9 protein-coding genes and 1 pseudogene are annotated in these 13043 nt (G+C 53.7%); 4 read left to right on the plus strand and 6 right to left on the minus strand.

The window, feature by feature from the left end; genetic code table 11:
• Positions 1–219 precede the first annotated feature (219 nt).
• A complete protein-coding gene (gene menA, locus GEI7105_RS0125430) occupies positions 220–1143 on the minus strand; it encodes a 2-carboxy-1,4-naphthoquinone phytyltransferase (protein WP_026097960.1) in 924 nt (307 codons plus the stop codon).
• A 322-nt stretch (positions 1144–1465) separates the two neighbouring features.
• Between menA and GEI7105_RS0125435 the strand changes: the two genes are divergently transcribed.
• Complete coding sequence (locus GEI7105_RS0125435; protein ID WP_017663192.1) at positions 1466–2878, plus strand: isochorismate synthase; 1413 nt, start codon at positions 1466–1468, stop codon at positions 2876–2878.
• Between the two features lie 198 nt (positions 2879–3076).
• Here GEI7105_RS0125435 and GEI7105_RS0125440 read toward each other — a convergent pair whose 3' ends face one another.
• Positions 3077–4081, minus strand: a complete 1005-nt coding sequence (locus GEI7105_RS0125440) for a succinylglutamate desuccinylase/aspartoacylase family protein (protein ID WP_017663193.1) — start codon at positions 4079–4081, stop codon at positions 3077–3079.
• A gap of 397 nt (positions 4082–4478) precedes the next feature.
• On the opposite strand from GEI7105_RS0125440, the gene GEI7105_RS37925 reads away from it, so the two are divergent.
• Both GEI7105_RS37925 and cobA read left to right on the plus strand, forming a co-directional pair.
• A complete protein-coding gene (locus GEI7105_RS37925) occupies positions 4479–4706 on the plus strand; it encodes a hypothetical protein (protein WP_144054049.1) in 228 nt (75 codons plus the stop codon).
• Positions 4707–4715: 9 nt separating this feature from the next.
• The gene (gene cobA / locus GEI7105_RS0125450) at positions 4716–6284 is read left to right on the plus strand and encodes a uroporphyrinogen-III C-methyltransferase (RefSeq protein WP_017663195.1); all 1569 of its coding nucleotides are present in this window, start codon (positions 4716–4718) and stop codon (positions 6282–6284) included.
• A 320-nt stretch (positions 6285–6604) separates the two neighbouring features.
• Here the strand turns inward: cobA and GEI7105_RS38865 are convergent, their stop codons facing one another.
• The gene (locus GEI7105_RS38865) at positions 6605–6826 is read right to left on the minus strand and encodes a hypothetical protein (RefSeq protein WP_158413269.1); all 222 of its coding nucleotides are present in this window, start codon (positions 6824–6826) and stop codon (positions 6605–6607) included.
• Between the two features lie 3 nt (positions 6827–6829).
• Positions 6830–7060 carry a hypothetical protein gene (locus GEI7105_RS38870; protein WP_158413270.1) on the minus strand — a complete coding sequence of 77 codons (231 nt, stop codon included), beginning with the start codon at positions 7058–7060 and terminating at the stop codon, positions 6830–6832.
• On the opposite strand from GEI7105_RS38870, the gene GEI7105_RS0125455 reads away from it, so the two are divergent.
• Positions 7059–7889 carry a DUF3598 family protein gene (locus GEI7105_RS0125455; RefSeq protein WP_017663196.1) on the plus strand — a complete coding sequence of 277 codons (831 nt, stop codon included), beginning with the start codon at positions 7059–7061 and terminating at the stop codon, positions 7887–7889. The two genes, GEI7105_RS38870 and GEI7105_RS0125455, sit on opposite strands and share 2 nt — an antisense overlap.
• A 131-nt stretch (positions 7890–8020) precedes the next feature.
• Here the strand turns inward: GEI7105_RS0125455 and GEI7105_RS33980 are convergent, their stop codons facing one another.
• On the minus strand, positions 8021–12133 hold the full coding sequence (locus GEI7105_RS33980) for a bifunctional diguanylate cyclase/phosphodiesterase (protein WP_158413271.1): 4113 nt from the start codon (positions 12131–12133) through the stop codon (positions 8021–8023).
• Between the two features lie 94 nt (positions 12134–12227).
• Positions 12228–13043: pseudogene (locus GEI7105_RS0125465) on the minus strand (IS630 family transposase); the annotation flags it as partial.

The raw sequence follows: 13043 nt of genomic DNA on the forward strand, positions 1-13043 counted from the left end.
TTTTAGGTATGGGGAGATCTCCAGACCTAGCCCGATCGCTTTCTCACCTTCGGAAATTAAACGATCGCCAATCCCCCAAACTGTTCCCTGTTCCCAGATCCGCTGTTCCCTTCCTTTACAAACCGTCTTTTTCAGCAAGCCTTAAATACATATTTTATACATTTTGTCAATCCCCCGATCTTGAAAAGTTTTCTGCATCACTGAGCGTTGGAGAGGATGTCAAAGGACTAATCCCAATCCCAACAACACGCCGCTGGCAAAGTGCAAATTGACGGCGATAAACTTGCAGTTACTGACGAGTTCGGGGCGATCGTGGTTTTCCCCCACGTGCTGCACTAACTGCACCGCCAGCGGAAGACTTGCCAAACACAGTAACGTCCAGGGCGAGACGCTGCCCGATATCACTGCGATCGCCACCGCACCGAACATCGTGCCGCTGAGCCAGGGTAACACCTTCGCCCCCCGTTCGGTACCCAGACGTACGATGGGCGATCGCTTCCCAGCGGCCAAGTCGTCTTCGACCTGGTGGAAATGAGAACAAAACAAAATCAAACTCGTGGCCAGTCCCACGAACGTCGAAGTGGCTACAAACGGCAGTGGGTTCGCTAACAGTCCCGCCCAGCTTTGGGTTTGGCTGTAATACGCCGCCGCCAGTGCCATCGGTCCGAAGGTGACGAAACAGATCGATTCGCCGAGGCCGTGATATCCCAGGCGAAACGGCGGCCCCTGGTAGCTGTAACCCAAAGCGCAGCAGGCGAGAACGATTTCGAGGACGGTGAGATCCCGCTGCCACGCGGCGATGGCGAAAATCCCTGCAATCCCCAACGCTAAAAAGAGGTTAGACATCCAAAAAATCAGCGATCGATTCCCCGTTAAATTCACCAGAGAATGAGCTTTATTTTTATCGATGCCTGTATCCGAGTCAAACACATCGTTACTGAGATTTAACCAGGCAAGAATTAAAATGGCAGAAATTAAAAATGTAGAAAACGATCGCACCTCGAGACGATGGGTTTCCGCAACGGCTACCGCCGTCCCCACCCAAATCGGAATCACCGCTACGGTGTACATGGGTGGTTTGATAGCCGCAAACCAGAGTTTTGATGTGTTTGGAGCCTGTGAAGGATCGGATAGCGTTGTCATTTTGTGAATTTTAGTTGTTTTGATTTTTCGCTTTCTGAAGTCTTTTGTATTCTATCAATGGTTCTTAAACCAACGGTAGATACCTTTGGAAAAAGCCCTCAAACTGTCTGAAACCCACACCTGTGCTTTCTTCTTTCCCCCGGTGCGATCGCCTCCCTCGACCCCCTTAAACCCCGCGTTTTTCAGGTATCAGTGGTAATTTGGTACTCAGGCGGCGAGTCTGACGGGACATCTGCGCCAAACTCCCCTACCGGACTGGCGACCCGTTCGCAGCAGTCGGACGCCGTTCTTAGTTTAATAAAACTTTACATCCGTCCGGTTCATGGCAGTTAAACCCAATCCGACAAAACTTTTTCAAACTTGTCAAGACCTCGAAGCATTTCTTTTCAATTGTCAGAAAAGATCCCTTGAAAAATGTCAACCGCACTGGATCAGTCTGTCGTGGGAACTGCCCGCGATCGATCCCCTGGTGGCCTTTTCCCGCCTCTTCGACGGCGGAGAACAACTTTTTTACCTGGAAAACCCCAACCAAAACACCGCTGTCGCGGCTGTCGGAACTGCCTGTCATCTCAACGTAGACGACAAAAACCGCTTTGACGTGGCGCGGGAATTTGTCGAAACCTGCCTCGATCGCGCCATTGTGGGCGGAGACAGCCAATCCCCCGACAGTGGAATGCGCTTTTTTTGTAGCTTCACCTTCTTCGAGCGTACCAGCGATCGCGACGCCCCATTTCCCGCCGCGACCGTCTTCCTCCCTCGCTGGCAAATTTCTCGACGCGGCCGCCACAGTACCGCCGTCTGCAACCTCCGTCTCGACGCCAACAGCAACCTCGATCGCCTCACCCGTCAAATTTGGCGCGTCTTGCGCGACCTGCGATCGCTCGGATGTCGCAGCCTGACCCAGCGTTCCCCCAAACGCAGCCAAACGGACTTCCGCTATATCGATCGCTTCAAACAATCCGTCGAAAAAGCCCTCGACGCGATCGCCACCCAATCCCTTCAAAAAGTCGTTCTCTCCCACGCCATCGACCTGCAAGCCAGCAGTCCCTACAACCTCACCGGAACCCTCAACAACCTACGTCACCTCTACCCCGACTGCTACACCTTCGCCGTCGGAAACGGTCGCGGCCAACAGTTTATCGGCGCCAGTCCCGAACGCCTCCTACAAATTCGCGACGGGGAACTCCTCGCCGACGCCCTGGCCGGATCTGCACCCCGAGGCATCACCACCACCGCCGACGCCCACCTCGCCAACAGCCTGCTGTGCAATCCCAAAGAACTCCACGAACATCGAGTGGTGTTGCACTTCATCCAAGAACACCTGCAAGACCTCGGTTTGACCTTGCACCCGATTCCCCCGATGCGCCTGTTGCAACTATCCAACATCCAACATCTGTGGACGCCCGTACAAGCCACCGTTCCCGATGGCGTACATCCGTTGCAAGTTCTCGAACGCCTGCACCCGACGCCCGCCGTGGCGGGGGTTCCCCGTTCCCTCGCCTGCGACGCCATTCGCCAATGGGAACCGTTCGATCGCCAACTTTACGCCGCCCCCCTCGGTTGGCTAGACGGCGATGGAAACGGCGAGTTCGTCGTGGGAATTCGATCGGCTCTCCTCGACGGCGATCGCGCCCGTCTCTACGCCGGAGCGGGGATCGTCCACGGTTCCGACCCCGAAAAAGAGCTCGCCGAAATTCAACTCAAATTCCAAGCCCTCCTGAAAGCGTTGGCTTAGAAGAGGGGGAGACAGGGAGAGGGGGAGACAGGGAGACGGGGAGACAGGGAGAGGGGGAGACAGGGAGAGGGGGAGACAGGGAGACGGGGAGACAGGGAGAGGGGGAGCAGGGGAGAAACTGTCAACTGTCTCCACTGTTCACTGCTCACTGTTGACTGCTCACTGTAAAAGGCTGGTGACTGAAACACTGTTCACTGTTCACTGTAAAAGGTGACTGTCTTCATCACCCGGTACATGGGCGATATGAACGATACCGTCCCCTTGATTGACTAGGGGATTCTGGGTTATCCCCACGATCGCCCCGTGACAGGGGGCGACGACTTTCGCGCCGATATTGCCGAAAACATCGACGATGACGCCGAGTTTTTGCTTTTTGACTACCTTTTGCCCTAATTCTACGTTCAGGAGCAAAATTCCCCCCATCGGCGATCGAATCCATTGGGTTTTTCGCACTTCCACCGGGGCGAAGGGTAACGGGTGCAGTTGCGTTTCGTACATCTGTAGGGCGTTCATCACCCGCAACACCCCTTCGACACCGACTTCGATGGCCTGGCGATCGAAGCGCAAGGCTTCCCCCGCTTCGTACAACAACACCGGAATTCCCTGCTGTGTGGCCGCTTGGCGAAGCGAACCGTCGCGAATCGTCGAATGAATCACCACCGGAACGCCAAACGCCATCGCACAACGATAGGTTTCCGAGTCGTCCAAGTTGGCGCGGATTTGGGGTAAATTGGTGCGGTGGTCTGAGGCAGTATGTAAGTCGATGCCGTGGGTGGAGTGGTGGACGACCTCTTTCATGAACAAACTGGCCAGCCGCGAGGCCAACGACCCCCTCGGAGAACCGGGAAACGAGCGGTTTAAATCGCGGCGATCGGGTAAATATCGCGATTGTTCGATAAAGCCAAAGACGTTGACCACCGGGACGGCGATTAAGGTACCGCGAAGCTGTTCGGGAACCACGCGATCGAGAACTCGCCGTACGATTTCGACCCCGTTGATTTCGTCTCCGTGAATCGCCGCACTCAGCCACAATACCGGCCCGGTTTCGGAGCCGTTTACGACGGTGACGGGGAGAGAAATCGGGGTTTGCGTGGCCAGTCGCGCCACGGGAAGTTCGAGTTGAACGCGGGAAACGGGGGGAACGGTGGTGTCTCCGATATCGATCGCGTTAGCAGCACGTAAATCTTGCAAGCGGTCTTCCATGAAGCGTTTGAAGTCGAGAAATCGTGGATTTGTGAGTGTTTAGATGTTCGAGTTTCACCTGATAGCTTTTTACGATAACAATTTTTTCCGAGGGTCTGTCTGCGTTTGCGAGATCCTCTCCGCCAGATATCCAGTCTCGTCGCCTGACTCAAACCGTTCGAGATCGACCGGATTCTAACAAGGTTCGAGTCTCTCCAATCTTAATTTTTCGTTCGTTGGTTTTTGTTGAAATACATATCGATTTTAATTTACTATTTTCGTTTAAATCTCGCCAAATGACAGTTACAAACTATAAAAAATACAATCTTTTGAAAATCAAAAAAATATCGAGACACAACTCGAGACACAAAAATACTTGCAATTTAATGTCATAACCTTTTAAAATACAAAGAATATTGTGGAATTAAAACGACTCGATCGCACAGTCCCAAACCTGAAGAACCGCGATAAGTTTAAAATTCCACATCAACACTTATCCAGCAATCGATCGCCATCTCGCGCCATGTGGAATCTCGAAGCCTTCAGCGTGCGCCCCGACTTTTACTTTCAAATTGCCTTTACCCTCGTCGTCAGTGGAATTTTCTTCTGGCAAGTATGGGTTGCGTGGAAAGCCGTGCGCCGCTAATCCCAATCAATGCAACAACACCGCGATCGCACGGACGACTCGCTGTCGCCTCCCTCCCCTGAAGTCCCCCTCCAAACCGTGTATCTCGTCGGGGCGGGACTCGGTGACGTCGGCTATCTCACCGTTCGCGGAAAAGACGTACTGCGTCGTGCCGAAGTCTTGATTTACGACGCCCTCGCCGACGATCGCCTGTTAGAGTGGGTCTCGTCCGACTGTCTTTGTCTCAACGTCGGAAAGCGAGGCGGACGACCGAGTACCCCCCAATCAGAGATCGATCGCCTCCTCGTCGCCTACTGCTTACAAGGACGGCGCGTCGTGCGTCTCAAAGCCGGAGATCCCTTCGTTTTCGGGCGCAGCGCCTCAGAAATCCGCGCCCTGCGACAAGCCCACTGTCCCTTCGATATCGTCCCCGGAATTTCGTCCGCTCTCGCCGCCCCACTCCTGGCCGGAATTCCCCTGACCGACGCCGCCCTCAGTTCGGGATTCGCCGTTTTCAGCGGTCACGATCCCGACAAACTCCCCTGGGACGCCCTCGCCCAACTCGAAACCCTCGTGTTTTTAATGGGACGTCGCCGACTTGAAGAAATCTGCGATCGCCTTCTCCGTCGCGGAAAATCGCCCCAGACTCCCATCGCCCTCGTCAGTTGGGCCGGTCGTCCCCAACAGTCCGTTTGCACCGGAACGTTAGAGAATATAGTCAAACGCACTGCGGGACAACCTCCCTCGCCGACCGTTATCGTCATCGGCAAAGTCGTGCAGTTACGTGAGGAATTCCGAGATTTTGAGGAGTTTATGGCCACGAAAACCGGTCTTTTAGCTGGAAAAACCATTTTAGTCACGCGATCGAGCGTCCAAGGGAGCAATTTTCAAACCCTGTTAACCGACGCCGGGGCGAACGCCCTTTCTACCCCCGCCTTAGAAATCGGGCCGCCGTCGAGTTGGGACGAATTAGACCGAGCGATCGATCGCGTATCTCAATTCGACTGGGTGGTGTTTTCCTCCAGTAACGGCGTCGAATACCTGCTCGATCGCTTACAAGAAAAAGGTCGAGACGTTCGCAGCCTCAGCGGACTCAAAATCGCCGTCGTCGGTCGCAAAACCGCCAAAATCCTCGAACAACGTGGGTTCAACGCCGACTTTATCCCCCCAGACTTCATCGCCGACTCCCTCGTCGAGAACTTCCCCGAACCCGTCGCCGGAAAGACCTTCCTCTGTCCCCGCGTCGAAACCGGCGGACGTACCCTATTGGGAAAACAGTTTACAGAAGCCGGAGCGATCGTCGAAATGGTTCCCGCTTACGAATCCCGCTGTCCCGCGTCCCTCGAACCCGCCGCCCTCAACGCCTTACGTCGCGGAACCGTCGATGTCGTCACCTTCGCCAGTTCCAAAACCGTGAGAAATTTCGCAAAACTCGTCAACGATGCTGGGGAGATTTCCTTAGACAACGTGGCCTTGGCCTCCATCGGTCCCCAAACCACCGAAAGCTGTCTGTCCAACTTCGGACGCTGCGACATCGAAGCCGAAGAATACACCATCGAAGGTCTGTATCGAGCGATCGTCCGTTGGGTTAACGCTTAGGTGAGGAGACGAGAAGCGTAGGGTGTCGTGAGGCGGAGCGACAAATCCCGTCGAAGTCAGGAAAAAGCGCTTCCCGCCTCACGCACCGCCCCCACCAGAAAAGAGAGAGACAAGGATTTCTCTCGTTGAGATGACGAGGAGATGAAAACGTAGGGTGTCGTGACGCGGGGCTAAAAATCCCGTCGAAATCAGGAAAAAGCACTTCCCGCCTCACGCACCGCCCCCACCGGAAAAGAGAGAGACAAGGATTTCTCTCGTTGAGATGACGAGGAGATGAAAACGTAGGGTGTCGTGACGCGGGGCTAAAAATCCCGTCGAAGTCAGGAAAAAGCACTTCCCGCCTCACGCACCGCCCCCACCAGAAAATGGAGAGAAAAGGATTTCGACAATTGCGGGCGGCCGACATCGAACCCGACCTTTGATGATGCGTTGACATCCTCACCGCCTTGGAAGGACGGTGATTCCCAAACCTCGCGATTTGGGTTCCTGCTTCCTTCTCTCTCGAGTTTTTCGCAGTTGCTCTCCGGATCGAGATCCTTCAAGTCTTACACTCGCTTCACAGGCTGTAACGGTGCGTCCCACCGCCAAAATTCCAATTCAATTGGAGTTTTAGGCAAACTTACTAACTTGGGTTTCGTTAGCCAGTTTAACCATTCACGTCCATTGTACTGTAAAGCCGCCCTAGAAGGCTTGCCCTGAGCTAAGTCGAAGGGGCGGGGTTTCAAACCCAAAATTTTCGATGATAAAATTAGCACTGTCGGGAGATCGATCGCCATGACCACATCGACGCAGTGGCAATATTTCCTTCGTAACCTGGGGGCTTGGAAAGGTTCCTTCACCCAACTGTCGCCTCGGGGGGAGATTCTCAGCGATACACCAACCCTCGTCACCTTCGAGGGATTGGACGACAACCAACTCGTCAAACAACAGGTTTTCAAATATCCTCCTGGCGAACCGGAACCGCCACCGCTAACCTTGGAATATCGCACCTTGGGACGCAATATCCTGTTTTTTGAAGACGGAGCGTTTTCTATCGGTTCGGTGCAGTTTTCCCCGATCGCCACCTTTGGCGCAGAATTAGGATTAATTTACCGCGATCGCCGAATGCGGATCGTGGAACTGTTCGCCCCCTCCGGGGAGTTATCCGGTTTGACATTGATTCGCGAATGTCTCGAGGGACGCAACGCGAGGGAATTTCCACCCCTGACTGTCGAGAAACTCATCGGCGAGTGGGAGGGAACCGTCACGACGATGTATCCCGACTATCGAAATCCTGAAGTATCGTCTTCTCGCCTCTCGATTCGTCTCAACGGAACCGCCCTCCACCAACACTTGCAAACTCCACAATTCGAACTGTCTTCAACCGGACGAGTTGAAGGGTCTCGCATTCTCTTCGAGAGCGGTAAAACTCCGATGCAAGTCCTATTATTGCCCGATGGCGCGTCTTGTAACACGCCTCTCAAAATTCCCAGAGGATTGCCGTTTTTACTCGAATCGGGCTGGCTGGTCGAGGAAAACTTGCGCTATCGCCTCGTTCGCAGCTACGACGCCACCGGACAATGGACGAGCCTCACCCAAATTGTCGAAAAAAGACTTGACAAATAAAATAATCTATGATGATAAGATTTTAAAATCACCAGCGTTAGGGAATAGGGAATAGGCAACAGGCAACAGACAACAGTTAATCGTTTTTCCCCCTCTCCCTTTCTCCCCCTCTCCCCCTCTCCACAAGCCCCTCAAGACTGACGGCGAGGACAACTCAGAAGGGGATAACTTAGCATTTCCGTAGCACGATCGACCGGTACGGGAGGCGAAAACAGGTATCCCTGGCCTAACTCGCAGCCAAGTCCCCGAAGCCATTCCAACTGTTGCAGGGTTTCGATCCCCTCGGCGATCGCGTTGAGTTCGAGCAAATTACTCAACGCCACGATCGATTCTGCAATAACCTGATTGCGGGCGTCGGACTCGGACAAATTCACAAAAGCGCGATCGATTTTTAGGGCGTCGACGGGCAAACCCGACAAATAACTGAGAGATGAATATCCCGTCCCAAAATCGTCGATACTCAAACGAATTCCTTTGGCTCGGATGCGATCGAGTAAAGCACAGGTCACCTCGACGTTTTGCACCAACATACTCTCCGTAATCTCGAGAACTAAACTCTCGCTTTGGAAGCCGTAGGTATTCAGCAAATCTTCAAGTTGTTGCAACAGTCCTTCATGAAGTTGTCGCGCCGACAGGTTGACGCCAATCTTAATCGATCGCTCGGGAAACTGAGTTTGCCACGCCGCCAGTTGTTGACAAGCCGCTTGTAAAATCCAACGACCCATCGGTTCGATTAATCCCGTGTCCTCCGCGATCGGAATAAATTCCCCCGGCGACACGATCCCCCGTCGGGGATGCTGCCAGCGGATTAACGCCTCGAACCCGCGCAAGATATGCGTTTCCAAGAACACGATCGGCTGGTAGTACAGAACGAACTCTTCGTTTTCCAGCGCTCGACGCAAATCGTTTTCGAGGTGCAGTCGCTGCACCACCTGAAAGTGCATCGCCGGGTCGAAAATGGCATATTGTCCCCGTCCGCCGTGCTTGGCTCGATACATGGCGAGATCGGCGTCCCGCAGCAAATCTTCGGGGTTGTTGCGATCGCGAGTTCCGGCCGCAATTCCCACACTCGTACTGGTAAAGACCTCTCGACCGGCGACTCGTACTGGCGATCGCAACGTTTCCAAAATCCTCTGGGCCACTCGCACCGCCGCCTCGATACCCTCGAGATTCTCCAGCAGCAACACGAACTCGTCACCTCCCAACCGCGCCACTAAATCGGTTTCGCGCACGCACTGCTGCAACAGGTCGCCGACTGCTAAGAGCAGCTCGTCGCCGACACAATGACCGAGACTATCGTTGACGACTTTGAAATTGTCCAGATCTAAAAACAAAACCGCAAACTGAAACGATCGATAGCGTTTCGATCGCTTGAGTGCCAAGTCGAGCCGTTCCATGAGAAAGTTACGGTTGGGCAACCCCGTCAACCCATCGTGGAGAGCTTCGTGTTTCAACTGTTTCTCGGCTCTCACGCGATCGCTGACGTCCCGCGAAGTCGTTTGCAAGTGCAAAATCTGCCCCGCGTCGTCCAAAATGGCTTGGGTGAGGGTTTCGAGCCAGATATATTGTCCCGTTTTCTGACGAATGCGATAGGTAATCGCCTTCGGCTGTCCCCGCAACACAGACTCGTGGGCGTCTCGGCGCACGCGATCGCGATCGTCGGGATGAAAAAACTCGTAAGGATCGCGGTCGATTAACTCCTCGGGAAGATATCCCAACAGCGTCTCGCTCGAGGGCGTCACGTACAGATAACGTCCGTCGGGGTGGTGCAAACACACCAAATCGCTCATGTTCTCTGTCACCAACCGCAGGCGTTCTTCACTTTGGCGCAAGGCGCGATCGACCTGCTTCAATTCCGTAATATCGCGCCCCACCGATTGAATTTCGACCAGTTGTCCCGACTCGTTAAAAATTCCTTCGTTGAGCCATTGCGTCCACCCCACCGATCCGTCCGACCGGGTATCTCGATTTTCGACAATACATCTCGGGTTCGTCGGACTCAGTCGAGTTAATTCTTTAAAAACGCGGGTTTCTAAATCTTCAGCGTTGGCGAAATCGCTCCATTTTTTGCCCACCATCTCTTCTAAAGACGTTCCCAACGCCCGACAGAGAACCTCGTTGGCGAAGGTAATGGTCGTGTCGGGCAGCGATCGCAAGATAAAATCGCTCTGAGATTCGACCACGGTACGATACCGCGCCTCGCTTTCGCGCAGGGCAACTTCAGCTTGCTTGCGATCGCTGATATCGAGAGAAGTGCCAAAAAGCTTGACGATTTGACCGCGATCGTCGCGCATCGCTTCAGCTCGAACTTCCATATATCCCATCGATCCGTCGGCCCTAAAAAACCGTAAATCGATATCGTAGGAAATTCCCTGCGTCATCGCCGCCTCGATCGCCCGTTCCAATCGAGAGCGATCGCCCCGATGAACGTGGTTCGACATCATATCAGCGAAATCCGGCTGAGTCTTCGCCGGATCGAAACCAAAGATCCGACACAGATTCTCAGACCAACGAATCTCTCGAGTTGCCACCTCCAACTCCCAGTTTCCCAACTTGACCATCTGCTGCGCTTGCACCAGAGCCGTTTGACTCTCGAGGAGTTTTTGCCGTTCTCGCGCCACTTGCTGGTAGAGTTGCGCCTGCTGGATGGCAACTTCTAATTGGCTGGCGATCGCCCGAACCAGTTCCACCCGCTCGTCCGTCCACGCCAACGAGTATTCTGGAGCGTTCAGCGTGAAACTTCCCCAAATTGTATCGTCCACTGCCAGGGGAACCAACAGCCAAGCCCCCGGCAATCGTTCGGCCACGTCCCGATTAATATCGTCTTCGAGTCGATGGGTATCTTCGACCCGCACGATCTCGAATTGCTTGAGTCGCGACGCAAACGGATTTCCCGCATCGGGAATTTCCAAACCGAGGGTCGACGGTAAATCGCGATCGCGACGAAATTCCGCCACGTGTCTCCACAATCCCTCTTCGGAACGATACTCAACCACAAAACAGTCCATCCCCGGTAACAACCGAGCAGTTTCTGCGGTTGCAGTGGCAAAAATCGTCTCTAGATCTAAAGAGTTGCGAATCGCCTGAAGCACTCGGTTGAGCGCTCGTTCTCGCCGAACTTGCTGCTGTAAGCTCGCTTCAAACTGTTGGCGATCGCTGAAATCCGTTACGAGCGTATCCCACACCACATCTCCGTTTTCCTGTCTTTCCGGTTTCCCCGAAGCTTCGAGCCATTTCAGCTTGCCCGACGGCGTCGTAATCCGCCACTGGCAACACCACGGCTCTAGCGTCCGAGCAGAAGCCAACAGCGACTCGTACATCGCCTCTCGGTCTTCTAAATGCACCATATCCCAAAAAATTTGGGCGTCTTCTACCACCGCCTCCGCTTTGACCTCCCAAAGTTCGTAACAGCCAAAACTCATATAAACGACGCGATCGGAGCCGTCGGTATGCAGAACGTAGCGAAAAATCGCCCCTGGGACGTTGGCCGCCATGTTGTGAAACCGTCGCTCGCTCTGACGCAGTGCTTCTTCAGTGTGTTTGTGGGCGCTCACGTCTAAAATCAAACCGTCCCACACCACATCTCCGTTGCGATGTGCTTGGGGTTTGGCTGCCCCTTGCAACCACTTTTGCCGTCCCGAGGGGGTGGTAATGCGCCATTCGTACTCCCAAGGGGTTAAAGACCGAGCCGACGCCAACACCGACGCCCGCATTTCAGCGAGGTCGTCTGGATGCACGAGACGCCAAAACTGCTCTGTATCCCGCATCGCCGCTTCAGATTCGACTTCCCACAAATCGCGGCATCCCGAACTGACGTACAGCAGTTCGTCCGACTCGTCGGGATGTAAGACGTAACGATAGATCGTCCCAGGAGTATTGTCAGCTAAAACTTGCAGGCGATCTTCAGCCTGTAGGCGACGTTCGATCTCTCGCTGCAAGCAACGGTTCCAAATGGCAAAGGTAACGAGGCCGATGGCGGGGATGTAGACTGCCAGATCGACAAACAGGTGGCGCAGTTCGATCCATCCAAAGTAAGGTTTGGCGTCGAGACACCATTCGCTCGCCCCCAAACACTCGCCCCCAAATCCCGCCGGTTCGCCGCTTTCCTCGACCCACACCTTGGGTTCGTTTGGGTCGATGCCGACTCGTACCGTCGTACCGGCCTCTTGCTCTCGAGCTGGATACTCTCCCCCTCCCAAAAATACGAAGGCAGCGATCGAGCAACCGCTCAGTGTTTGTGCCAAATTCATAAACGAATGCGAAGCCGCTATTCTGAAACAGACGGTCTTCGATCTATCTTAAGTAGCCCCAGAGAAAAAAAGGAATGTGTGTAAAGGATTATTTCAGACCTCGAAGGTTGACATACTTAACAGAATGTCCGTGGCGCTCTCCTCGGGCTTCGAGTCCCTCGGTCACGTGAAAAGCCAATTCGGACTCGGATTCAAACATCTGTCCGACTAATTCATCACGTTTAAGATGCTCCCACTCCAATTCAATGGGATTCATTTCGGAACAGTAGGGTGGCAAGAAGAATAAGTACAGTCCTTGAGCTTCCCATTGAGAGAACTTCTGCTGAACTACCTTACTCGTGTGAATCGAACCATTATCGAGTACGATGACGCGGATTCGACCCGTAAGTTCGTAAATTTTCTGGGCTTCATGGGCTTGCTCGTCCATCAGCTTGATGAAGTCTTCACTTTTCCAACTGCCCAAGGCCAAACTACAGACAAAAGTCACTAAGGGTTGCCATAGCCCTAACAGACTCACTCGTTTCCCTCGTTTCTTCGTCTGTTCTTGCCGTTTCTGTTCTCCCTTGAAGTAATAGCTGTAGCTGGCGGCACTCCACAAACAGCATCCCGATTCGTCCGTGTAGAGTAAGTCAATCTCTCCAGCCGCGGCAGCGAGTTCGAGCATTTCCAGGTCGTTTTGCTTAGCTAGGCGCTTTTGGGGGTCTTGTCGTTGTTGATGGCTTATTCGGGTCCGCTTCCAAATGACCCCCTTTTTTTGAGGATCTGACGCAGATACTCAGGACTCAGGTTCACTTGTCGTTCGCGGCGCAGTTTTTCCGCCAGTTGCTCGCTGTTATAGGTTCTTGGGTCATTTCTGAGGCAGTTTTCTAGATATTCGATGTCTTCTTCATTCCAAGTTTTTTTC

The organism is Baaleninema simplex PCC 7105 (assembly GCF_000332355.1).
Taxonomy (GTDB): Bacteria; Cyanobacteriota; Cyanobacteriia; order Cyanobacteriales; family Geitlerinemataceae; genus Baaleninema; species Baaleninema simplex.

Excerpts from the sequence above, each read along its gene's own strand:
- menA (WP_026097960.1), bottom strand. The coding sequence starts at position 1,143 with ATGACAACGCTATCCGATCCTTCACAGGCTCCAAACACATCAAAACTC.
- GEI7105_RS0125435 (WP_017663192.1), top strand. The coding sequence starts at position 1,466 with ATGGCAGTTAAACCCAATCCGACAAAACTTTTTCAAACTTGTCAAGAC.
- GEI7105_RS0125440 (WP_017663193.1), bottom strand. The coding sequence starts at position 4,081 with ATGGAAGACCGCTTGCAAGATTTACGTGCTGCTAACGCGATCGATATC.
- cobA (WP_017663195.1), top strand. The coding sequence starts at position 4,716 with ATGCAACAACACCGCGATCGCACGGACGACTCGCTGTCGCCTCCCTCC.
- GEI7105_RS0125455 (WP_017663196.1), top strand. The coding sequence starts at position 7,059 with ATGACCACATCGACGCAGTGGCAATATTTCCTTCGTAACCTGGGGGCT.
- GEI7105_RS38870 (WP_158413270.1), bottom strand. The coding sequence starts at position 7,060 with ATGGCGATCGATCTCCCGACAGTGCTAATTTTATCATCGAAAATTTTG.